Source organism: Providencia sp. PROV223 (assembly GCF_028479245.1).
GTDB classification, from domain to species: domain Bacteria; phylum Pseudomonadota; class Gammaproteobacteria; order Enterobacterales; family Enterobacteriaceae; genus Providencia; species Providencia rettgeri.
In genome coordinates, this window is record NZ_JAMPNG010000004.1 from 25097 (window position 1) to 47524 (window position 22428).

Below are 22428 nucleotides of genomic sequence, written 5' to 3' on the forward strand. Positions count from 1 at the left end.
AAAAATTTGGGGACGTTTATATTTTTAGGTTTGGGAATTGATATGAAAAGTTATTTCTCATTAGGCATTTTGATGAAAAACTTATTTTATTTGTACTATCAGCAAGAAAAAATAATTATAAGGCTCTGTAGTGCAGAATAAATAAAAAACTACACCTTAATCGGTTATGGTTAACCTTTGGGATGTAGTTTATTTTTACAGAAATTAAAGTACAACTTTAACTAATTCTAATGCACCTAATTCGCTATACAAAGTTTCCACTTGTTCAATATGGGTGGCATTGATAGTTATAGAAACGGAGTGATAATTCCCCTTGCTGCTCGGTTTTACGTCTGGAGAGTAATCCCCCGGAGCATGACGTTGTATCACTTCAATCACTTGATCAACCAATTCAGGCTGTGCCAAACCCATGACTTTGTAAGTTAATGGGCATGGGAACTCAAGCAGTTCACCTAATTTCGTTTTCATGGGCACTCCTAATTTTTAAATTGGGCTGCTGGCTGAAAAAGATTGGCTGGTATTAAACCAGCCAATGAGATGTATTCATCCAACAAACATTTCGATACTTACTCTATTTCGATATTTACTATATGGGGATGACTTATTTTAGTTTCAAGTCTTAACCAAACCAACGGTGGAAGAGTAATTTAATATAGTCAATTAACCGACTGAAAAAGCCACCTTCTTCAACATCTTTTAATACTGCTAAAGGGTGCTGTTCGATAATTTTACCATCAAGTTGGAAGCTAATAGTACCGACTTGCTGCCCTTTGGTTAATGGGGCTTCTAGCTCAGTTGTAGATAGCTCATAACTGGCTTTTAAATCTTTTAAGCGACCTCGTGGGATGGTGAGGTATAAATCTTCAGTGACACCTAATTTTACTTCATTTTCATCACCAAACCAGACTGGCACACTGGCAAAATCCACATTGGCTTGTAATGGTTTAACGGTTTCATAAAAGCGGAAACCGTAAGTGAGTAACTTTTTACTTTCGGCATCACGGCCTTTGCTGCTTTTACCTCCCATAACAACGGAGATCAGGCGCATATCACCATCGGTTGCGGAGGCGACAAGGTTATAGCCAGCGGCATTAGTATGGCCTGTTTTGATGCCATCAACAGCAAGGCTCTTATCCCACAATAGGCCATTACGGTTTGTTTGGCGGATATTGTTAAAGGTAAATTCTTTTTCTTTATAGATTGCGTACTCATCAGGCACATCACGTACGAGTGCTTGCCCAATAAGTGCCATATCACGGGCTGAGCTGTATTGGCCTTCGGCATCTAAACCATGAACGGTTTGGAAATGGGTATTTTTTAGCCCTAATTTGTTTACATAGCCATTCATTAATTGAACAAAGTTGGCTTGGTCACCCGCAATGTAGTCGGCCATAGCAACACAAGCGTCGTTACCTGATTGCAAGTTAATACCACGAGTTAATTGAGATACGCTAACGCGGTCGCCAGGTTTTAAGAACATCAATGATGAGCCTTTAAACACCGGGTTACCGGTAGCCCACGCATCATTTCCGACCGTGACGATATCATTTTCACCAATTTTACCTGACTTAATTGCTTGACCAATAACATAACTGGTCATCATTTTTGTCAAACTCGCAGGATCGCGGCGTTGGTCGGCATTACTTTCAGCGAGAACTTTCCCTGAATTATAATCAATTAAGATATAAGCTTCTGCATCAATAGCAGGTGCTGCAGGAATTGATGTATTCGGGAAGGTTTCATTAGCATTCGCAATATTAGCAGTCATAAGAAGGAGTGCGGAGCCCAGCACAGTATGACGCACGATGCGTGATGGAGCGACATTATTCATGGTTTTACCATTACATCCGAAATTCGGTTAACACAAGGAGGCGCAGTTTAGCAAAAGAATGGGATAAGAAAAAAGCCACTTTTGCACTGTACCAATGATTTTTTTGTCAGTTTAACATTGCCTAACTTTAGGTTGCATCAAATGTAATGGAGCAACCTAAAGCTACGTTGTACTAAGGCGCAACGACCATTGACGATTGATTTTTTTCAGACTGTAAACGGCCTTGAACCTCAACGGCTTGTTGCCTTGTACTAAATGGTCCTAACTGTACTCGGTAAATGCCATTATAGGGTTGTAACCGCCCAGGAACATTAAACTGTGTTTTCAATTCATTCAGCATATTTTGTGCATTGGTTTGGCTACTAATGGCGCCTGCTTGAACGAGAAAACCACGCTCAGGAACCACTTCTTCCGTTGTTGTTGGTGGTGGTGGTGGTGTTTGTAAGCTCATGTCAGGCATCGTAGGCTGCATCGGCTCTTTTGGTTGCTGAACGGGCAATGTATTTTCTGGCGTTGGCAAGTTCTCCATCACAGGGGTACCCATTGGGCCAGAACCTAATTGCGGGCGCCCCGGCAATGCATAGCTTTGTTTCACAAAATTAGAGCCAACGGTTCCAGTTCCTGACAAGGTGCCGTCTTGAGCGACTTGAATGGCATCAATTTTAATTTTTGTCGTTGGCATTAAATTCAGGCGGTCAGCGGTTGCACGTGACACCGCAATACTTTTTCCTGGCGTATAAGGCCCACGATCATTAACACGCACGACCATCATCCGGCCATTCATCATGTTGGTGATGCGGACATAGCTAGGGATCGGTAACGTTGGGTGAGCTGCAGTTAATTCCACTGGATTAACACGTTCACCAATCGCAGTCATATTTCCTGCAGACTCCGCACCATAAATAGACGCATAACCCACTTGGCTAAATTGTGACGGGTCGCGTACGATTTGGTACTGTTGACCATTACGTGAGTAATCATTATTGGCAGTTGGATGATACGGCTCATAATGAGGCTCTGCACCTAATACATCTTGAGTGGGTACATTGGTTGGCACTTGGGCTGGTTGTTTAACTTCGTCTGTCACACAGCCACTAAGTAGCGCGGCGGTGACGCCAAGCATTATCCATTGTAAACGCATACTAAGCCTCATTTTATAAACTTTTGGAAAGGAATTTTCGGTGTGTATGTATCGACATGATAATACCGAATCCAGCCATTAAAACAATCAAAGCGGAGCCCCCGTAGCTCACTAAAGGGAGGGGAACACCAACCACTGGTAATATACCACTGACCATACCGATATTCACAAATACATAGACAAAAAGGATTAAGATCAAACCACCAACCATAACCCGACCAAAAGTATTTTGTGCGCTAGCAGCAATATAAAGCCCACGAATAATCAATAAAAGGTATAAACCAAGTAAAATAAGCACACCGACTAAGCCAAGTTCTTCTGCTAACACGGCAAAAATAAAGTCGGTATGTCTTTCCGGTAAAAATTCAAGTTGTGATTGTGTGCCATGTAGCCAACCTTTACCCATTAATCCACCAGAACCAATCGCAATTTTTGATTGGATAATATGGTAACCAGCGCCTAGTGGATCAGTTTCTGGGTCTAATAACATCATGACACGGGCTCTTTGATAACCATGCATTAAAAAGAACCACAGTAGTGGAATAAAGGCGGCGAGCGCAATGGCGGCAACAGCAATAAGCCGCCAACTCATTCCGGCAAGGAACAAAACGAATAGGCCTGAAGCTGCAACTAAAATCGAGGTACCAAGGTCAGGCTGTGCAGCCACTAATAATGTTGGTACAAAAATCAATACGAGTGCAATTAATGTATTTTTGAATGAAGGAGGGCATAGGTCTCGGTTCATGAAACGAGCGACCATTAAAGGGACGGCAATTTTTGCAATTTCAGAGGGTTGGAACCGAATAAAACCCAAGTCTAACCAGCGCTGTGCCCCTTTACTTATCTGCCCAAAAACATCAACAAAAATCAGTAAAATAACGCAGAAGATAAACAGGTGAGGCGCCCAATTTTCATACATTCTAGGGGGGATCTGCGCCATTACTATCATAACGACGAAGCCTGTCGCTATCTGCCCTAATTTACGCTCCATCATTTCAGGATCTTGGCCGCTAGCACTCCACATAATAAATGCGCTGTATGCAAGCAACGCGATAATAATTAGCAGCATAGGCACATCTATATGCAGACGTGTGGATAACGAAATTTTTTTCTTATCGTCTGTCATATTCTTTATAGCTCATTGTTATTATTAGGATTATGCATCAGCGGTCTTCTCCTGCATTAGTTGCTGACACCGCGACTTCAGTACGGTTATCACCAAGAAGAACGTGGTCAAATATTTGCCGCACAATGTCACCGACTGCTGGGCCCGCGCCCCCGTTTTCCAGAATAATTGCAACGGCAATCGTGGGTTTATCATACGGAGCATAAGCAATCATCAATTTGTGGTCGCGTAGGTGCTCAGCAAGTTTACTGGCATTATAGGTTTCATAGCTGAAGACCTGCGCAGTACCTGATTTTGCTGCCGCTTTATAAGGGGTACCAATGAAACTACGGCGTCCAGTACCATTCGGTGCATTAGCGACACCGTACATTCCATGCTTCGCTAGCTCCCAAAAACCGGAATTGATATCGCCAATTTGTTTGGTTTCTTTGTCTTCATAAGGCACCATGGCATTACCCAATTTTGTGCCGTAAAGCAAATGTGGGGTTTTAACTTGGCCATCATTGATTAATGTCATTAATGCTTTTGACATTTGAATTGGTGTTGCTGTCCAATAGCCTTGCCCAATCCCAACTGGAATGGTATCGCCTTGATACCAAGGCTTTTTATAGCGTTTTTGTTTCCATTCACGGGTCGGCATGATACCAGAACGTTCTTCTGCAAGGTCAATTCCGGTATAATCACCAAAACCAAAACGCCCCATCCACTCAGAAATACGATCAATCCCCATATCATAAGCCACTTGATAGAAGAAAGTATCCGCTGATTCAATGATTGACTTTGAAACATTCAGCTTGCCGTGCCCCCAGCGCTTCCAGTCACGGTAACGTTTTTCGGAGCCCGGCAATTGCCACCAACCAGGGTCAAAAATGGTCGTATTCGGTGTGATGACCTTTTCACTTAATGCCGCAACAGAAATAAAGGGTTTTACTGTCGATGCAGGGGGATATAACCCTTGAGTTGTTCGGTTAATCAGCGGTCTGTCAGGATTATTTAATAACGCTTGATAATCTTTATTTGAGATGCCGTTTACAAACAAGTTAGAGTCATAACTTGGATTAGATACCAGAGCCAAAATTTCGCCATTACGTGGGTCAGTGACCACTACGGCTGCACGGCTGGTGGTTAACAGTTTTTCGATATAAATTTGTAATTCAAGGTCAATAGTGAGGTAGATATCTCGACCTGCTTGCGGTGGTTGCTCATGCAATTGTCGAATAACGCGACCGCGGCTATTCACTTCCACTTCTTCATAGCCGGTTTTACCGTGTAAGACATCTTCATAATAACGCTCAATACCTAATTTACCGATATCATGACTAGCAGCATAATTAGGTAATAAACCTTCTTTATCAAGACGTTCAACATCTTTGTCATTGATTTTTGCCACATAACCAATCACATGGGTTAATGCTGAACCATATGGGTAAGAGCGTCGTTGGTAACTTTTGACTTCTAAACCGGGAAAACGGTACTGATTAACGGCAAAACGAGCAACTTGAACTTCGTTGAGCTGGGTTTTCAATGCAATAGAGGTAAACCGACGTGAGCGCTTACGCTCTTTTTCAAAATTAGTAATGTCTTCGTCAGTTAAATCTACTACATTACGAAGGTTATCTAAGGTTTCTTGCAGATTACTGACTTTTTCCGGCACGATTTCTAGCTGGTAAAACGTGCTATTAAGGGCGAGTTGAGTCCCTCTGCGGTCATAAATAATCCCACGGCTTGGTGCAATAGGCACCAATTTGATTCGGTTATCATTTGACCGTGTTTGGTAATCTTCGTGGCGGACAATTTGTAAGTGATACAAATTGGTCACAAGAATAGACGTTAAAATGACAATCACACCGAAGGCGATAAGCGCTCGGCGGATAAATAAAACTGATTCAGCGGTATGGTCGCGAAAAGGGGTGCGTTGTGTTTTCATCCCATTGCCATTTTGAACATATTTAAACCTGACTATTCCCTGTGATAAGGGTGGTTAGTCGTAATACTCCATGCGCGATAAAGACTTTCGGCAACAAGAACACGAACCAGTGGATGGGGGAGCGTTAGTGGTGATAGTGACCAACTTTGCTCTGCCGCCGCTTTACAAGCAGGTGCAAGGCCTTCGGGACCACCGATTAATAAGCTGACATTACGGCCATCTTGTTTCCATTTATCGAGTTGTACGGCAAGTTTTGGGGTGTCCCAACGATCGCCTGGAATATCCAAGGTGACGATGCGATTTCCTTTACCTACAGCTGCGAGCATTAATTCGCCTTCTTTTTCTAGAATGCGTTTTATATCTGCATTTTTCCCGCGTTTTCCTGCAGGGATTTCCGTTAATTCAAATGGCATATCTTTAGGAAAACGGTGGAGGTAATCCATAAAGCCGGTCTGGACCCAGTCCGGCATTTTTGTTCCAACGGCGATGAGCTGTAATTTCAAACTCAGCTCCAGAGCTTTTCTAATTCATACATACGACGACTCTCATCTTGCATAATATGAACAATGGCATCGCCAAGGTCGACGACTATCCAATCAGAAATACCTTGCCCTTCAACACCTAATGGCATTAAACCATTTTTACGGCAAGCTTCGATTAACCTGTCAGCGACTGACATCAAATGGCGACTTGATGTCCCTGTACAGATGATCATCTGATCGGTAATACTTGATTTCCCTTGAACATCGATAGTAATGATATCTTCTGCTTTAGCATCATCAAGCTGATCGATAATAAATTGTTGGAGTTCAGTTCCTTGCAAAAGGTTCACCTTTTATTCAAATAAACAGAATATCACGTTAAACACTGTTTGTAGTTTGTAGATAAAATAATCGCTGATAACAAAGTAAACATATTAACAGCCCTGCTATTTTACCCTAGATTTTAAGAAAAATCGGCTAAATTATTTTTTATTCATCGTGGAGTGAAATTTATAGGGATATCCGTACATTTGAGCAAGAAGTTTGTGCTAACTTTACAAAATAACGCTAAAAACTGTACTCCTGACAAATATTTTAGAATGAGACATGTATTGTGCAAATAATTAAACCAAAAGTTTTTATATTTGAAGGAATTAATCATCTATCCGCTAATATTCATCCACAGGTGAATTCTATGGTTGAATTTGTAACGAACCTCACCTATGAGCGGATGCAAAATAAAGTTAATGGTATTATTTGCTCTAGACAGCAACTTGTTAAATTACAAGGATTATTCCCTGCGAATATTCCGATATTAACGGATGATAAGCTACAAGATATAGCGTTGTGGGACTGCTTTTTAACGAAATTGTATACGATAGAAAGATTAGATGGTTTATATAACGATTTAACACATCACAACATGATTCAATTTCATAGTTGCCATAAATATCTCATCATGGCGTATTCACCTATTGGCTATCAGTATACAGGGCGTTTAGTGGCGAGTATTAAAAGTAGTACCGATCTTGTGTGTTTTTTTAATCAATATAAAGCCTGTTTAATGGAAATATTGGCGGCAGTGCCAGCAAAAAACATTGAAGTTAATGCGTTGAGCCATATGCAAGGCTATTTCAAACATAAAGCCACGAAAGATGAGAAAAAACGCTTATTATGGCTGATTAATGACTATTTAGCGGGTAATTTACCACTAAACAGGCCATTAGAGATGATGAAGCAATTGCTTGTTCAATACCCAGACAGCTATTTAATGGAGCAAGTTATTTTTGAGCCATATCCTAATAGTTGTTCAATAAGAGAGCTCCCTTATTGTTGGTAAAGGTGCTGTTGATGAATATATTGCAAAACCGCATCTGGAATTAATTCGTGACAAGAGTCGCCCGAGCTTAATTTTTCGCGGATCTCTGTTGCAGAGATATTTACCAATGGGGTATCCCCAATAAAAATGTACCCATTGGCCGTTTGATTTAAAGCAATCGGGTCTGTTGTTTGATGTTCTAACAGCCAGTTTTGCATTATAGGGTCGGAAAATTGAGTGGCATACCCCGGACGCGAACAGACTAATAGATGACAGTTATCTAAAATTCGATCCCAACCGTACCATTTATTAATCGACAATAAAGAATCTTGACCAATAATAAACGCAAGGGGCTTTTCTGGCCCAATTTCTTGACGTAGTTCAGCGAGAGTTTCTATCGTATAAGAAGGGCTATTTTTCGCTAATTCACGCGTATCGATAGCAAATAAAGGGTTATCCTGTATTGCTAACTTCACCATTTCTAAACGTTGTGATGGAGTTGCTTCTGGTTGTGGGCGATGGGGGGGAACGTGGTTTGGTAGCAAGATCACTTTTTCGAGCCCAACTTGCTGAGTAAGGGCTTGCACAGGGCGTAAATGTCCAAAGTGAATGGGGTCGAATGTTCCACCGAATAACGCTAGTAAGTTATGCTGTTTTGAAAATGAATTACTCATGAATAAAATTCTCTGCAAATGCTTTGCCGCATAATAGCATAGACAGTGATTGCAGGTCAGGCCATGGAGAATGGCTAAAATCTTGTTTTATATTGATTTCTGCTTGCGTTAATAACATTAATGCGGATTGCAATTGATGCAGTGTTAAGCGTTGTAAGGCTTCAGTGAGTACACCTCGGCGGTTTTGCCAAACTTTGTGCTGATCAAACAATGTTTTTAATGGGATTGTTACAGATTGGCGTTTCAATGTAATTAGCAGCATCAGATCGCGTTGGATTGAGCGCAATAATATAACGGGCTCAACATCCTCTTGTTGCAGTTGCTCTAAAATATGCCAAGAACGGCGCGATTTACCAGCCAATAGGGCATCAACCCAATGATAGGGCGTAAAATGCGCAGAATCATTCACGGCACTTTCGACACGAGGGTAGGTGAGTTTACCATCAGGATAAAGAAGGGATAGCCGTTCAAGTGCTTGCGCTAAGCCAAGTAAATTCCCTTCATAACAATAGCAAAGTAGTTGGTTAGCTTCGGTTTCTAAAGAAAGCCGCATACTGTAGGCGCGTTTAGAAACCCATTGTGGTAACCGTTGATATTCAGGGGTCAGGCAACTGATATAAATGGCGTCTTGGCTAATCGCTTTAAACCAAGCACTGTTTTCTTGTGCTTTCGTGAGTTTATGGCCGCGTAACACAAGAAGTAGGTCTGAATGGAGTAGCTGCGCCAGTTGATTCAACTTTTCTGCCATGGCAGCGTTAGGGCCATTTTCAGGCAACAGCAGAGTGAGTGTTTGGCGGCTAGCAAACAGGCTTAAAGCTTGACAGAGACTAAAAATTTCATCCCAGTCAGTATTTTGCTCAAGAGAAAACGAAAAATGTTCCTCAAAGCCTTGTTCTTGTGCCGCTTTGCGGATGGCATCTTGGCTTTCTTGAAGAAGAAGGGGCTCATTGCCCCATATTAAATAGCGGCCTCTTAGAGACTCTTGTAACGAAGAGGCCAGCTGTTCAGGGTAGATACGCGTCATTATGGTTGAGTATTCGCATCAGCCGCTTGGTTTTTTGCCTTCTCAAGTTCTGCTGAATGAACAAGCAATAATTTACGTACAATATTACGTGCAGCTTGTTCTTGCATTTCTTGTCTTACAATTTCTTTTTCAGCATCTTTCGCAAGCGCTTCTAAAGGGTTGTCGAAGAAAGTGCGTTCAACACGGCTTTGTAAAGGATAGATAGCTCCATCAGGCATCAACACTTGCACATTCATTACCAGTGTTAATTGTTTCTCTGCCGCTTTACCATCTTGATAAACGGACACAGTTTCAGTGTTTTCATTAGAGCTCAAAACTTTCAAAATGGGGACACCGGCTCTTCCCGTTTCGAGAATGGTCACGTTATTGAGCCGCAGTTGCTCCCTAAGCGCCCTTGTAAGGTAGCCATATGGGTCACTTGAACTTAGCTGCAATGTTCTCAGTTCCTCAGGAATTTGAGTTGTTCCTTGAAGACGAAAACCGCAACCTGCGGTGACTAGTACCGCTAAGCTCAAAAATAAAGTTATCAGATAACGCACCTGGCCTCCTTATCAGCCAATAACCTAATATTAACCTACAACAAGGTTAAGCAATTTGCCTGGGACATAGATTACTTTGCGGATGCTAACACCTTCAAGGTATTTCGCTACGCTCGGTTCATTTTTTGCCATATCTAGGACAAATTCTTGGTTTGCATCAGCCGGAACGGTAATGCGACCACGAACCTTGCCATTAACTTGAACGACAACCAGTTTGGTATCGTCAATCATGGCTGTTTCATCAGCAACTGGCCATTGTGCGAAATCGATGTCTGTTTGGTGACCGAGCGCTTTCCACATTTCAAAGCAAGCATGTGGAATGATTGGAGATAGCATCAGTGTGATTGCTTCGAGAGACTCTTGTACTAATGCACGGTCTTGCTCAGTTTCCTGTGGTGCACGAACTAATTTGTTCAAGAATTCCATGATAGCGGCAATCGCAGTGTTAAATGCATAACGACGACTGAAATCATCGGAGACTTTCGCGATTGTTTTGTGCAGGTCACGACGTAAGTCTTTTTGTTCTGGTGTTAATGTGCTGATATCTAAAGGTGAAGTTGCACCTTTTTGTGAATGCTCATGCACTAAACGCCAAACGCGACGCACGAAGCGGTTAGCCCCTTCAACGCTGGATTCTTGCCACTCAAGGGTTAACTCTGGTGGAGCAGCAAACATCATAAACAGACGAACAGTATCCGCACCGTATTTTTCGACCATTAATTGAGGGTCAATACCGTTGTTTTTCGACTTAGACATTTTGCTCATGCCGGTATACACCAGTTCATGACCTTCATTGTCTACCGCTTTAGTTATACGGTTTTTGTCGTCACGTTCAACAATGGCATCGGCTGGGGAAACCCAAACACGTTGGCCATCGCTACCTGTGTAGTAGAATGCATCAGCCAGCACCATGCCTTGGCACAGTAAGCGTTTTGCTGGTTCATCGGAGTTGACTAACCCTGCATCACGCATCAACTTATGGAAGAAGCGGAAATACATTAAGTGCATGATGGCGTGTTCGATACCACCAATATATTGGTCAACCGGTAACCAGTAGTTTGCTGCCTCAGGGTCTAACATGCCGTCGTCATATTGCGGGCAGGTATAACGAGCATAGTACCAAGAAGATTCCATGAAGGTATCGAAGGTATCGGTTTCACGTAATGCAGGTTGACCATTAATGGTCATTTTAGCCCATTCAGGATCTGCTTTAATCGGGCTTGTAATACCGTTCATTACGACATCTTCTGGCAAAATGACAGGTAACTGATCTTCAGGAACCGGAACCACAGTGCCATCTTCCAATGTTGCCATTGGGATTGGAGCACCCCAGTAGCGTTGACGTGAAACACCCCAGTCACGTAAGCGGTAGTTTACCTTGCGTTGACCAGCACCCAGAGCAACGAGTTTATCTGAAATAGCATTGAAACCCGCTTGGTGGTCTAATCCACTGAATTCACCTGAGTTAATCAGTGCATTTTTCTCAGTCATCGCTTCTTGGGATAAATCAGGCTCGTTGCCATCAGCATCGGCAATAACCGCTTTGATGGGTAAGTTGTATTTGTGGGCGAATTCCCAGTCACGTTGGTCGTGAGCAGGAACGGCCATAACTGCGCCAGTACCGTATTCCATTAAAACAAAGTTAGCGACCCAAATTGGCAGTTTTTCTTGGGTTAATGGATGAATAACGAATAAGCCGGTTGCCATGCCTTTTTTATCCATGGTCGCCATATCCGCTTCCGCAGTTTTGGTGTTACGGCATTCATCAATAAATTGGGCTAATTCAGGGTTATTTGTCGCGGCTTCTTTAGCCAGAGGGTGACCCGCTGCAACAGCCACATAAGTTGCCCCCATAAAGGTATCAGGGCGAGTGGTATAGACTGTTAAGGTTTCATCACGGTCTGCAACATTGAATGTGATCTCAGTCCCTTCGGAACGGCCGATCCAGTTGCGCTGCATGGTTTTGACTTGCTCTGGCCAGTCATCTAATTTGTCGAGGTCGTTGAGCAGCTCTTCTGCGTAGTCGGTAATTTTAATAAACCACTGTGGGATTTCTTTGCGCTCAACAGGGGTGTCACAACGCCAGCAGCAGCCATCAACCACTTGTTCATTCGCCAAAACAGTTAAGTCGTGAGGGCACCAGTTAACCGCAGAGGTTTTTTTGTACACTAAACCTTTTTCATACAGTTTAGTAAAGAACCATTGTTCCCAACGGTAATATTCAGGAGTACAAGTGGTGACTTCGCGATCCCAATCGTAACCGAAACCGAGCATTTTTAGCTGGTTTTTCATGTAATCGATATTGGCGTAAGTCCATGGCGCAGGAGCAGTATTATTTTTAACCGCAGCACCTTCAGCAGGTAGACCAAACGCATCCCAACCAATTGGTTGGAGAACGTTTTTCCCCAACAAACGTTGGTAACGAGAGATAACGTCACCCATGGTGTAGTTACGTACGTGGCCCATGTGTAGTCGACCAGAAGGGTAAGGTAGCATGGACAGGCAATAGTATTTTTCTTTGCTGTTGTCTTCTGTCACTTTGAAAGTTGCTTTTTCATCCCAGTGACGCTGTACTTTAGGCTCTATATCTTCTGGACGATATTGTTCTTGCATGGCACCGATAATCCTATGGTGAATAAAGGCTACATCTGTAGCGTGAATGTCTTTCTTAATTGAGATCCGCATAGCATAGCGGATCTACACCGAAAACAACAATAGTTGATTAGCTGAACCTAATAGGGGGAAGCTGGATATTGTTTTTCGGGGAACGGATCAGGATATTTTACGCTGATAACCAAACAACTTAACTAAAAAGCCAGTGAAATGGTAGTGGTTTCGTGAACTATTTCAAATTCAGCAAGTTGTTGTTGATTTATTCGCTTAGGCAATACTCATAGTGCAACAATATTGTCCCGCATGAATGTGTGTTAAGGCTAGGGAGCCTAATGGCTCCCTGAGAAAGATTAATGGAGAATTTTTGCGAGGAAATCTTTTGCACGATCAGATTGTGGGTTAGCGAAAAAGTCTTCTTTTTTACTGTCTTCGACAATCTTGCCTTCATCCATAAAAATAACGCGATTAGCCACTTTTTTGGCGAAGCCCATTTCATGGGTCACCACCATCATGGTCATTCCTTCATTGGCGAGCTCAACCATAACATCGAGTACTTCATTGATCATTTCAGGGTCAAGGGCCGATGTTGGTTCATCGAACAACATGGCGATAGGATCCATACACAGCGCTCGAGCAATAGCGACACGTTGTTGTTGTCCCCCTGAAAGCTGAGCTGGGAATTTATTGGCATGACTGGATAAACCCACGCGTTCCAATAATTTCAAACCTTTTGCTTCAGCTTCTTTTTTATCGCGGTTTAATACTTTAACTTGCGCCAATGTCAGATTTTCAATAATCGACAAATGAGGAAATAGCTCGAAGTGTTGGAATACCATCCCAACTTTAGAGCGAAGTTTTGCAAGGTCAGTTTTTTTGTTATTAACTTGAATATCATTCACAAAAATCTCACCCTGTTGAATTGGTTCTAAACCATTCACTGTTTTTATTAATGTGGATTTACCAGAACCTGATGGCCCGCACACAACCACAACTTCACCTTTTTTAACTTCAGTTGTGCAGTCTGTAAGCACCTGAAACTGGCCATACCATTTGGATACATTTTTCAGGGTTATCATGAAACAGTCCTTTTCTTAAGATAATTCACTAACATAGAAGCGCCAAAACTGATAATAAAGTACACCAGACCCGCAAACAGTACCATCTCTACTTGTGTCCCATCACGCTCACCAATATTGGTGGCAGTACGGAAAAAGTCTGTCAAACTGAGTACATACACGAGGGATGAGTCCTGAAACAGAACAATTCCTTGAGTTAACAACAGCGGCACCATGGCTTTAAAGGCTTGCGGTAATACCACGAGCCGCATGGTTTGCATATTTGTCATTCCCAAAGCTAACGCCGCAGAAGCTTGTCCTCGTGAAATACTTTGAATACCCGCACGAATAATTTCAGAATAATAAGCGGCTTCAAAAAGAGAGAAGGCTATCATTGCAGAAATTAAACGAATATCATTTTTTGGTGATAAGCCTAGAACATTTTGTAATAAGCTAGGAACGATTAAGTAGAACCACAGCAAAACCATAACCAACGGAATAGAACGGAATGTATTCACATACAGGGCTGCAAACCAGCTGATTGGCTTGAATGTGGATAACCGCATCACGGCCAAAACCGTTCCCCACAAAATTCCCACCACTATCGCGGTCAGTGTAATTTTCGCAGTGACAATGAAGCCATCGATTAAAAAGGGCATACTCGGAGCAATTGAGCTCCAATCAAATTCATACATCATTTTATCGCCCTCCAATGGTGCCTGGTAAGCGAACTTTGCGCTCTAGTAACGTCATCAGAATCATGATAATGACGTTAATACCGACATAAGCTAATGTAATTGCGGTAAAGGATTCCCATGCGTGAGCAGAATAGTCCAATAGCTTTCCTGCTTGTGCTGCCATATCGACTAAGCCAATGGTTGACGCAATGGCTGAGTTTTTAACCAAGTTCAACATTTCTGAGGTCATTGGTGGCAAAATGACCCGATAGGCATTGGGTAATAGAACGTAGCGATAGGTTTGTGGCAAAGTGAGGCCCATTGCGAGTGCGGCACTTTTTTGCCCTCTAGGCAGTGACTGAATGGCTGCGCGTACTTGCTCAGTCATTCGTGCTGCGGTAAATAACCCAAGGCAAAGCATTGAGGAAATAAAGAATTGGTAGTTAGGATCTAATTCCATTTTAAACCAATCCCCGATTGAACGAGGGAGAAGTTCTGGAATAACTAAATACCAAGTAAAAAATTGTACGATAAGCGGTACGTTACGGAATAACTCTACGTAAGCGGTACCTAAAAAAGCTAAAAAGCGGTTAGGTACGGTACGTAAAATACCGAAAAATGAACCAACTAGAAATGCGATGATCCAGGCGCAAATAGAAAGTGTTACGGTGACTTCGAGGCCAGATATTAACCACCCTAAGTAGGTGGTATTCCCAAACGGGGCTTCCTGAAGGAAAATCCCCCAATTCCAATTAATTGACATAATATTGACTTCCTGTGGGCAATGAAATTCCCGAATACTGTCGTAAAAGAGGATGCAAGGCGGGGAACGACCGCCTTGCAATTCTTACTTCAGTAATACCCTGTTTGTCTTTTTATTAGTTTAATGCTTTATCATTTGGTGCTTTAAATAAGGCTTTCATTTCATCGGATAACGTAAATTTCAGGTTCAGATTTTTCGGAGGAATAGGTTGGTTGAACCAACGATCAAAGGATTTTTCAGCGACACCTGATGTTTGTGCATTTGCAATGGTTTCATCGATAAGCGCTTTAAATTGAGGGTCATCTTTACGCAACATACAGCCATAAGCTTCTTCGGTTTGCGGCTTGCCAACGATTTCCCAGATATCCGGTTTCTTCGCTTTTGCACGCTCACCTGCTAACAACGCATCGTCCATCATAAAGGCAACAGCACGACCTGATTCTAAGGTACGGAACGAATCACCATGGTCTTTCGCGCTGATAATGCGCATTTTCATATTTTTTTCATCATTTAACTGATTCAACAGAATTTCAGAAGTTGTACCTGAGGTCACGACGACATTTTTACCGGCTAAGTCAGCAAAGTCTTTCACACCAGAGTCACCTTTAGTGAGTAAGCGCGTCCCAACCACAAAGATTGTGTTAGAGAAAGCGGCTTGTTTTTGTCTTTCTACATTATTGGTTGTTGAACTACATTCAAAATCAAATGTGCCATTTTGCAGGAGTGGAATACGGTTTTGTGATGTGATTGGAATGAGTTTGACTTGCAGATCAGGCATGTTTAATTTTTTCTTCACTGCATCAACAATGGCATTTGAATAATCCTGTGAGTAACCAACCACTTTCTGGCTATTATCATAGTAAGAGAAAGGTACGGAAGATTCACGATGACCAACAACTATTACACCGTTGTCTTTGATTTTTTTCAGAGTGCCGTTTAACTCCTCTGCTTGGACTGCGCAGGTTGCACCTAAAATCATCATCGATAATACAAGTTTACTTATACGCATAGTTACAACTCCTTTAGAACATCGGTGTAAACCCGTTGTAATTTTTAAGGTGCTATCGCGAGATAACGCCTGAATTACTGTGGTTTCGTAGTGTTGTGTTTGCAAATATTTCGCAGATTTAGACAATTCCGCGATTATCCGCTATATGTTTTATTGTTGTTAAAAAGTAATTAAATTTGTTAATTAATGAAAACGAATTGTTTCAATTTCGGGAGCTGTCTCGCATATTATTTGGGTAATTTTTGAATTACCGCACTAACATGGTGATTTACCATCTAAAATTGTCTTAAACTGATAATCATGCACTGTTAAGGTGCAAGTTATCTTCGTTTCATGCCATATATTAGATAAAGCAATTTGCGTGCCTAGTTTTGGTAGAACTGCATTTTTGTTTACTGAAAAAGAGGGTGATATTTGTAAAGTTAGCTGATGGCACTTGTACGGAATGTTTTGCTGTGTAAGATGTAACCTCTATTTAACTTATAGATCGGGTAACGGTATTAGTCAAAGATAGGTTTTTATCGTTATGGTTGTCAAAGTCGCATAATTAGTGTTATTTCAGGAAGTTATACCAAGATGCGCATGAACAGGCATTTAAAATTAGGTAAAGGATTAGTGATATTCGCCTGTCTGATGGTATTGGTTTGTATGAATCAACGTGCCGTCGGAGAGCGTTTGCTCGCCAATTTTTTTGTGCCAGATGTATTAGCGCAAGCACAAATTAACACGGGTACTCACGTTTCTTATATCGATCAATCACAGGTAAAACAAAGTGATAGCAGCGGTACACATCTTTCCAGCTGTGAACTGAGTGCTAAGTCATTAATGACTTTGCTACCTGCTGTTCTTGAACCATTCTTCTTCATGTTTCTTTCTTTGGCTGCGCTAACTTTATTTTGTACTAATCTATTTATATCTAGAGCAAATAATGAAGAGAAGCATGCCCCTCCAAGAGTCAGACGACACTTACAATTTTGTAATCTTCGGAATTAGCACACAACGGATAGGGACTCGTTTGTGTAATTTATTCTGGAGGAAACAATGCGTTTTTTAATTAATTCATTTTTTATATTTTTTGCACTATTTTCGAGCAGTTTATACGCTGCAGATACGGGGTGGTTGCAACCTGCGAATACGGGGTGGATGAATGACAACACTCCACGGCATGCGCAGGTCAGGTTATTAAGTTCGGCACAGGAAAATGGCAAAATCGACATTTTGCTCGATGTAAAACTTGATGACGGGTGGAAAACCTATTGGCGTTCGCCTGGCGAAGGCGGAGTCGCACCTGAAATTGTATGGTCGTCACCTGTTGAATCAACAGATTGGCAATGGCCAACACCTGGTCGCTTTGATGTCGCGGGTGTTTCAACTCAAGGCTATATGGGAGATATTGTTTTCCCCATTACAGTCACAAGTAATGAAAAGCTCGATAAACTTGCTGGAACACTCACGTTATCAACCTGCAGTAATGTGTGTATTTTAACCGATTACCCGTTTGAACTCGATTTAACAGAGCCAGCTCCTGCTGACTTTACTTGGGCATTTAACCAAGCCAAAGGGGCGGTTCCACCATCTAGTGGCTTAGTAGAGCAAACCAAAGTTGGCTTTACCAATGATAAGCTAATCATTGAATTACAAAAAAGTTCAGGAAATTCGTGGGAACAACCTAACATTTTTACTGATGTGGTTGAAGGTGCAGCATTAGGCGTGCCTGTAATAGAGACAACAGGCAATCATTTAACAGCAACAATAGATGTTGGTGATGATTGGGGGGGCGAGTCTCCCGATTTAACCGGTAAAACAGTTTCTTTTGTGGTTGCAGATGGCGAAATTTCGCAGCAAATTAGTCATCAAGTGAGTACATTTACTGGCACGATAGCATCAAAAGTGAGTGGTGCTTCGTTATGGCAGGTGATGCTATTTGCACTTTTGGGGGGCTTGATCCTTAATCTGATGCCATGCGTTCTGCCTGTGTTAGCGATGAAACTTGGCTCTGTATTGATGGTGCCTCATGGTGAGCAAAATACCATTCGCCGTCAGTTTTTATTGTCATCTCTTGGTATTTTAGTTTCCTTTTGGTTACTGGCGCTATTGATGACGTTATTACGAGTCGGTCAACAAGCTGTTGGTTGGGGTATTCAGTTCCAAAACCCATGGTTTATCGGTTTTATGGTATTGGTAACAGCGCTATTTACTGCAAATTTATTTGGCTTATTTGAAATCAACTTAGGTAGCAAGGCCAATACACGCTTGGCAACAGCTGGGGGGCATGGTAGCAGCGGTCATTTTTGGCAAGGGGTATTCGCGACATTACTGGCAACACCTTGCTCTGCACCATTTTTGGGCACAGCCGTAGCATTTGCACTGGCAGCGCCGATGGAAGAGTTGTGGTTGATCTTCACCGCATTAGGTATCGGTATGAGTTTACCGTGGTTACTGATCGCTGCTTTTCCGGCTATCTCTCGCTTACTACCAAAACCAGGTATGTGGATGCTGAAATTACGCGCCATACTAGGGTTAATGATGCTGGTATCTAGCTTATGGTTAATTAGCTTATTAATACCACATTTTGGTGTGCCTACTTCGACGGCGATTGCTGTCATTTTCTTAGTATTATTAGTTGTTTTTATCGCGATAAAACGAGGTGTAAGGGCAGCTATCTTGCCATTCATATTATTTGCCGCTTTTGCTGGTGGGTTTGTTTGGATGACGCAAGAACAGCATTCCGGCAGCCGTTCTCTCGTTAAAGATACCGTAAATTGGCAACCTTTGACTGAGCAAGCGATTACGGCTGCGCTGGCGGATAACAAGCGCGTCTTTATTGATGTTACTGCTGAATGGTGTGTGACTTGTAAGGCAAATAAATACAATGTACTACTGAGAGATGATATCCAACAGCTACTTAGTGAACCTGATGTTGTTACTTTACGAGGTGATTGGACCAAACCTTCACCTGAAATTACGGCATTTTTACAAAAACGTGGGCAGGTCGCTGTTCCATTTAATCAAATTTATGGCCCTAACTTGGCCGAAGGCGAAGTACTGTCAACAATACTTGACCGTGAATCGCTAATATCCGTTATGAATCAGGCCAAAGGAGCCACAAAATGAAAAAAACAATCTTAGCCGTTTTATTTTCGTCGCTAATGATGGGGTCAGTAGCACAAGCGGCACCTTTAAGTGCAGACCAAGAAGCGCAAGTGCGTAAATTAGTGCGTGATACTTTGATTGAAAACCCAGAAATTTTGGAAGAAGCGATTGTTGCCCTGCAAGCTAAACAAGGGGAAAGACAACAAGCCCAAATGAAAGAAACGTTAAAAGCGGAGCACGATGCTTTGTTTAATGACCCAACCAGCCCGCGTATCGGTAAAAAAGATGCCAAGTTAGTTTTGGTTAATTTTACTGATTTTAACTGCCCATTCTGTAAGCGTTTCGACCCACAACTGATGGATCTTGTGAAAAAATACCCTGATGATGTGGCTGTGGTAATTAAATACTTACCATTTAAAGGCCAGACTTCAATGGATTCAGCTCAGTTAACCATGACGCTGTGGCAAGAAGATCCGAAAGCATTTGAAGCTCTACACCACAAATTTATGCAAAAACAAGGCATGCTATCAGATGCCAATATCAAAGATGCGCTTAAAGCGACAGGAAACGATAAACTGAAAGCCAGTGATAAGAGCCGTGATGGCATTCGCACCAATATGATGTTGGCAGAGAAATTGGGTGTGAATGGTACGCCAGCAACATTGGTAGGTGATGAGTTGATCCCAGGTGCTATTGATGCACAGCAGTTTGAGGCGGTAGTGAAGGAGCAGTTGGCTAAGCTCAAATAATCCTCGTTATCCTCGTCATATTTCGCGCTGTGGCGTTGTTGGCTGCTCTCGACTACGTGAGTCACATACTTGTGTATGCTCCCCACGATAGTCTCGTTTGCCGCCTAGCCACAACGCGAATTATTTAGAGGATAAAGATTAAATAATCCAAACTCTAAAATTAGAGGATAAAGATTAAATAATCCAAACTCTAGAATTAGAGGATAAAGATTAAACAATCCAAACTCTAAAATTAGAGGATAAAGATTAAACAATCCAAAACTCTAGAATTAGAGGATAGGAAAACAAATATTTAATTAAATGCTAAAGCATTCATTTTAAGTGGATGTTTTGGTTTCTTACATCATTGATTTGTACTATTTGATACCAAATAGGTAAGCAACTATATGAATAAAATAAAAAAATGGTCTAAAGAAATTATTGTTTTGGCAATTATTTTATTTATTGCCTTTACAGTGATGGATTTATGGCGCAAGCCACAAACCCTTGCGCCTGTATTATTGGAACAACACACTCTGGCCAACGGTGAGACGGTTTCATTGGCAGAGTTAAGTAAAGAAAAACCGATATTGGTTTATTTCTGGGCGACGTGGTGTGGGGTCTGTAATTTGACTTCGCCAACGGTATCAGAATTAAGCCAATCAGGTATGCCAATTATTTCGGTAGCGATACGTTCAGGTGAAACATCTCGCTTAATTAAGGGGATGGAAAACAAGGAGCTAACCTTTCCTGTGATCAACGATATAAGCGGGCAACTTTCCAATGCGGTTGGGGTCAGTGCGACGCCCACTTTTATGGTGATTGATAACGGTGAGCTAGTCAGTTTTACATCGGGTTGGACGAGTTCTTATGGCTTAAAAATGCGTATGTGGTTGGCATCTTTTTAGTTTTCTATCATCCCCTTTGGGCTAAAAAAGGGGATTTTTCTGCCTATAAGTTTAATTTATCATTATGGTAAACTCATTCGGCTATATAAATAATAAAATAGGTGAATGGGATGGCTATGTTTAAAAAAGTGGTTGGATTATTTTTAGGTGTGATACTAATCGCGGGATGTTCCCCTGAGGTGGAAGAGAAAACAGTACCGGAACAACCGTCAGGAACGATCGAAAATTCACAAATAGAACAGCGTTATGATGAAATAAAAGCTAATTCAACAGAAGATAAAATTAATGCCTTTAATGCTAAAGGAGATGATGACCCAACGATGTTACGGGGCATTTTTCTGTCTGACATGGCAGAATCATTACCTATGCTGATTGATGATGTGACTCTATTGACTGAAGTCACCGCGAAAAATGGCATGTTATTTTACCAATACACCATCAAAGGGATCCCTGACAACGTATTGGAAGGCGATAGCTGGCAGCAAAATATGCGTGAAATTTTGAACCGCAACTACTGCGGTAAAAATGCAGGTATGGATATTTTGCATGGAATGTTCCCTGAAGGCATTACGCATAATTACCATAAGTCCAACAAACTCATTTTTACTTATATTGTGACCCCTGCGATTTGCCAATAGCATTCATTGCGGTGCCTGATAATATTGATTTATCAGGCAGTTCAAAAATTAAAATTCCAAATTACGAATAAAACGGTAATCCGCTGATTGTGGTTTTAAGCGATATAAATTAGCAGGGCGACCGCGCTCATGGCGTTTCTCTCCAGTATCAATCAACAAATCCGCTTGTTCAAGTCGGCGCCTAAATGATTTATTTTGCAGGGGCTTACCAATCAGAACTTCATGGACATGTTGAAGTTCAGCTAAGGTAAAAACTTCAGGTAATGCAAAGCCTGGAACTATCGAATAAAGTGATTTTTGCTTTAGACGTTCTCTCGCTTGTTGATAGAGTTTAAAATGGTCGAACGCAAGAGAAAGCTGATCTATTTCATCAATAGAGACCCACCTGACAGAATCTACTGTATCAATATGGGCTTCACAGGCTTGGTAAGCAATTAGAGCCGTATAACAAACAGTGACAGACCAACCGCGTGGATCACGTTGGTGGTTTCCAACTGTACAAAGCTGCTCAATATAAGGGGGGATCACGCCTGTTTTTTCTTTTAGTTTACGTAAAATAGCTTCTTCTAAGGTTTGATCATGTTGCTCATCAATAAATCCTCCCGGCAAACCCCATTTCCCCTTTTCGGGGAAACTAGCTCGTTCAACCAGTAATACCTTCAACGTGTTTTCATGGTAAGCAAACAAAACGGCATCGACAGTGAGTAAAGGTGATAAATAATCCTTTCTGTCATAGCTAGCAAGAAATTCTTTTTCATTCATATTGTTACCACTCAAATTCAAAGGTGAAGTTTAGGGGGAAATCATACAGATAAAAATAGTTATTGTCATTAGGACATTTAGTTCTTGACTTGTTTTTGTCTATAAGACAATAATAAATTA

Annotated in this window: 22 protein-coding genes; 6 read left to right on the top strand and 16 right to left on the bottom strand. The window is 41.7% G+C overall.

Going from position 1 to position 22428, the window contains the following annotated elements:
- Nucleotides 1-204: 204 nt before the first annotated feature.
- The 7 genes from ybeD to rsfS form a co-directional block, all read right to left on the bottom strand.
- Complete coding sequence (gene ybeD, locus PR767_RS06410; RefSeq protein ID WP_004908910.1) at nucleotides 205-468, bottom strand: DUF493 family protein YbeD; 264 nt, start codon at nucleotides 466-468, stop codon at nucleotides 205-207.
- Nucleotides 469-619: 151 nt separating this feature from the next.
- The gene (dacA, locus tag PR767_RS06415) at nucleotides 620-1831 is read right to left on the bottom strand and encodes a D-alanyl-D-alanine carboxypeptidase DacA (RefSeq protein ID WP_109913210.1); all 1212 of its coding nucleotides are present in this window, start codon (nucleotides 1829-1831) and stop codon (nucleotides 620-622) included.
- A gap of 172 nt (nucleotides 1832-2003) precedes the next feature.
- Nucleotides 2004-2972: an endolytic peptidoglycan transglycosylase RlpA gene (gene rlpA, locus PR767_RS06420; RefSeq protein WP_272520027.1), complete on the bottom strand. Its 969-nt coding sequence runs from the start codon at nucleotides 2970-2972 to the stop codon at nucleotides 2004-2006.
- 13 nt (nucleotides 2973-2985) lie between these two features.
- Entirely contained in the window at nucleotides 2986-4098 is a 1113-nt protein-coding gene (mrdB, locus tag PR767_RS06425; protein ID WP_109913209.1) for a peptidoglycan glycosyltransferase MrdB, read from the bottom strand.
- Between the two features lie 37 nt (nucleotides 4099-4135).
- Nucleotides 4136-6025, bottom strand: a complete 1890-nt coding sequence (mrdA, locus tag PR767_RS06430) for a peptidoglycan DD-transpeptidase MrdA (RefSeq protein ID WP_004908921.1) — start codon at nucleotides 6023-6025, stop codon at nucleotides 4136-4138.
- 32 nt (nucleotides 6026-6057) lie between these two features.
- Nucleotides 6058-6528, bottom strand: a complete 471-nt coding sequence (gene rlmH / locus PR767_RS06435) for a 23S rRNA (pseudouridine(1915)-N(3))-methyltransferase RlmH (protein WP_004908925.1) — start codon at nucleotides 6526-6528, stop codon at nucleotides 6058-6060.
- Nucleotides 6529-6530: 2 nt separating this feature from the next.
- Nucleotides 6531-6857 carry a ribosome silencing factor gene (rsfS, locus tag PR767_RS06440; protein ID WP_080641496.1) on the bottom strand — a complete coding sequence of 109 codons (327 nt, stop codon included), beginning with the start codon at nucleotides 6855-6857 and terminating at the stop codon, nucleotides 6531-6533.
- A gap of 344 nt (nucleotides 6858-7201) precedes the next feature.
- Between rsfS and PR767_RS06445 the strand changes: the two genes are divergently transcribed.
- Complete coding sequence (locus tag PR767_RS06445) at nucleotides 7202-7846, top strand: DUF1722 domain-containing protein (protein ID WP_231136567.1); 645 nt, start codon at nucleotides 7202-7204, stop codon at nucleotides 7844-7846.
- Here the strand turns inward: PR767_RS06445 and nadD are convergent.
- The 8 genes from nadD to PR767_RS06485 all read right to left on the bottom strand — a co-directional run bounded on the left by nadD (nucleotide 7834) and on the right by PR767_RS06485 (nucleotide 16179).
- Nucleotides 7834-8499 carry a nicotinate-nucleotide adenylyltransferase gene (nadD, locus tag PR767_RS06450; protein ID WP_272520028.1) on the bottom strand — a complete coding sequence of 222 codons (666 nt, stop codon included), beginning with the start codon at nucleotides 8497-8499 and terminating at the stop codon, nucleotides 7834-7836. The genes PR767_RS06445 and nadD overlap by 13 nt on opposite strands.
- On the bottom strand, nucleotides 8492-9523 hold the full coding sequence (holA, locus tag PR767_RS06455) for a DNA polymerase III subunit delta (protein WP_210782422.1): 1032 nt from the start codon (nucleotides 9521-9523) through the stop codon (nucleotides 8492-8494). Before holA ends, nadD begins: the two co-directional genes overlap by 8 nt.
- A complete protein-coding gene (lptE, locus tag PR767_RS06460; RefSeq protein ID WP_004908937.1) occupies nucleotides 9523-10062 on the bottom strand; it encodes an LPS assembly lipoprotein LptE in 540 nt (179 codons plus the stop codon). The genes holA and lptE overlap by 1 nt, the downstream gene beginning before the upstream one ends.
- 30 nt (nucleotides 10063-10092) lie before the next feature.
- A complete protein-coding gene (gene leuS / locus PR767_RS06465; RefSeq protein ID WP_109913205.1) occupies nucleotides 10093-12675 on the bottom strand; it encodes a leucine--tRNA ligase in 2583 nt (860 codons plus the stop codon).
- Between the two features lie 350 nt (nucleotides 12676-13025).
- The gene (locus PR767_RS06470; RefSeq protein WP_004257041.1) at nucleotides 13026-13751 is read right to left on the bottom strand and encodes an amino acid ABC transporter ATP-binding protein; all 726 of its coding nucleotides are present in this window, start codon (nucleotides 13749-13751) and stop codon (nucleotides 13026-13028) included.
- The gene (gltK, locus tag PR767_RS06475) at nucleotides 13748-14425 is read right to left on the bottom strand and encodes a glutamate/aspartate ABC transporter permease GltK (RefSeq protein WP_109913215.1); all 678 of its coding nucleotides are present in this window, start codon (nucleotides 14423-14425) and stop codon (nucleotides 13748-13750) included. Before gltK ends, PR767_RS06470 begins: the two co-directional genes overlap by 4 nt.
- A gap of 4 nt (nucleotides 14426-14429) precedes the next feature.
- Nucleotides 14430-15170 carry an amino acid ABC transporter permease gene (locus PR767_RS06480; protein ID WP_109913204.1) on the bottom strand — a complete coding sequence of 247 codons (741 nt, stop codon included), beginning with the start codon at nucleotides 15168-15170 and terminating at the stop codon, nucleotides 14430-14432.
- A 115-nt stretch (nucleotides 15171-15285) separates the two neighbouring features.
- Complete coding sequence (locus PR767_RS06485; RefSeq protein ID WP_272520029.1) at nucleotides 15286-16179, bottom strand: amino acid ABC transporter substrate-binding protein; 894 nt, start codon at nucleotides 16177-16179, stop codon at nucleotides 15286-15288.
- A gap of 582 nt (nucleotides 16180-16761) precedes the next feature.
- Here PR767_RS06485 and PR767_RS06490 point away from each other — a divergent pair.
- The 5 genes from PR767_RS06490 to PR767_RS06510 all read left to right on the top strand — a co-directional run bounded on the left by PR767_RS06490 (nucleotide 16762) and on the right by PR767_RS06510 (nucleotide 21546).
- A complete protein-coding gene (locus tag PR767_RS06490) occupies nucleotides 16762-17172 on the top strand; it encodes a hypothetical protein (RefSeq protein WP_042851762.1) in 411 nt (136 codons plus the stop codon).
- A 48-nt stretch (nucleotides 17173-17220) separates the two neighbouring features.
- Complete coding sequence (locus PR767_RS06495) at nucleotides 17221-19293, top strand: protein-disulfide reductase DsbD family protein (RefSeq protein ID WP_004908950.1); 2073 nt, start codon at nucleotides 17221-17223, stop codon at nucleotides 19291-19293.
- A complete protein-coding gene (locus PR767_RS06500) occupies nucleotides 19290-20021 on the top strand; it encodes a DsbA family protein (protein WP_004908958.1) in 732 nt (243 codons plus the stop codon). Before PR767_RS06495 ends, PR767_RS06500 begins: the two co-directional genes overlap by 4 nt.
- A 386-nt stretch (nucleotides 20022-20407) precedes the next feature.
- Nucleotides 20408-20908, top strand: a complete 501-nt coding sequence (locus tag PR767_RS06505; RefSeq protein ID WP_004908960.1) for a protein disulfide oxidoreductase — start codon at nucleotides 20408-20410, stop codon at nucleotides 20906-20908.
- A gap of 110 nt (nucleotides 20909-21018) precedes the next feature.
- Nucleotides 21019-21546, top strand: a complete 528-nt coding sequence (locus PR767_RS06510) for a protein K (RefSeq protein ID WP_117162198.1) — start codon at nucleotides 21019-21021, stop codon at nucleotides 21544-21546.
- Between the two features lie 48 nt (nucleotides 21547-21594).
- Here PR767_RS06510 and PR767_RS06515 read toward each other — a convergent pair whose 3' ends face one another.
- Nucleotides 21595-22308 carry an NUDIX hydrolase gene (locus tag PR767_RS06515; RefSeq protein ID WP_004908966.1) on the bottom strand — a complete coding sequence of 238 codons (714 nt, stop codon included), beginning with the start codon at nucleotides 22306-22308 and terminating at the stop codon, nucleotides 21595-21597.
- Nucleotides 22309-22428 lie beyond the last annotated feature (120 nt).

Bases quoted from the DNA above. Each gene is read 5' to 3' on its own strand.
- mrdA (WP_004908921.1), bottom strand. From the start codon at position 6,025: ATGAAAACACAACGCACCCCTTTTCGCGACCATACCGCTGAATCAGTT.
- PR767_RS06495 (WP_004908950.1), top strand. From the start codon at position 17,221: ATGCGTTTTTTAATTAATTCATTTTTTATATTTTTTGCACTATTTTCG.
- leuS (WP_109913205.1), bottom strand. From the start codon at position 12,675: ATGCAAGAACAATATCGTCCAGAAGATATAGAGCCTAAAGTACAGCGT.
- PR767_RS06500 (WP_004908958.1), top strand. From the start codon at position 19,290: ATGAAAAAAACAATCTTAGCCGTTTTATTTTCGTCGCTAATGATGGGG.
- holA (WP_210782422.1), bottom strand. From the start codon at position 9,523: ATGACGCGTATCTACCCTGAACAGCTGGCCTCTTCGTTACAAGAGTCT.
- PR767_RS06490 (WP_042851762.1), top strand. From the start codon at position 16,762: ATGAACAGGCATTTAAAATTAGGTAAAGGATTAGTGATATTCGCCTGT.
- PR767_RS06470 (WP_004257041.1), bottom strand. From the start codon at position 13,751: ATGATAACCCTGAAAAATGTATCCAAATGGTATGGCCAGTTTCAGGTG.
- PR767_RS06445 (WP_231136567.1), top strand. From the start codon at position 7,202: ATGGTTGAATTTGTAACGAACCTCACCTATGAGCGGATGCAAAATAAA.
- rlpA (WP_272520027.1), bottom strand. From the start codon at position 2,972: ATGCGTTTACAATGGATAATGCTTGGCGTCACCGCCGCGCTACTTAGT.
- ybeD (WP_004908910.1), bottom strand. From the start codon at position 468: ATGAAAACGAAATTAGGTGAACTGCTTGAGTTCCCATGCCCATTAACT.
- PR767_RS06510 (WP_117162198.1), top strand. From the start codon at position 21,019: ATGGCTATGTTTAAAAAAGTGGTTGGATTATTTTTAGGTGTGATACTA.
- gltK (WP_109913215.1), bottom strand. From the start codon at position 14,425: ATGTATGAATTTGATTGGAGCTCAATTGCTCCGAGTATGCCCTTTTTA.
- PR767_RS06505 (WP_004908960.1), top strand. From the start codon at position 20,408: ATGAATAAAATAAAAAAATGGTCTAAAGAAATTATTGTTTTGGCAATT.
- dacA (WP_109913210.1), bottom strand. From the start codon at position 1,831: ATGAATAATGTCGCTCCATCACGCATCGTGCGTCATACTGTGCTGGGC.
- PR767_RS06480 (WP_109913204.1), bottom strand. From the start codon at position 15,170: ATGTCAATTAATTGGAATTGGGGGATTTTCCTTCAGGAAGCCCCGTTT.
- nadD (WP_272520028.1), bottom strand. From the start codon at position 8,499: ATGAGTAATTCATTTTCAAAACAGCATAACTTACTAGCGTTATTCGGT.
- PR767_RS06515 (WP_004908966.1), bottom strand. From the start codon at position 22,308: ATGAATGAAAAAGAATTTCTTGCTAGCTATGACAGAAAGGATTATTTA.
- mrdB (WP_109913209.1), bottom strand. From the start codon at position 4,098: ATGACAGACGATAAGAAAAAAATTTCGTTATCCACACGTCTGCATATA.
- PR767_RS06485 (WP_272520029.1), bottom strand. From the start codon at position 16,179: ATGCGTATAAGTAAACTTGTATTATCGATGATGATTTTAGGTGCAACC.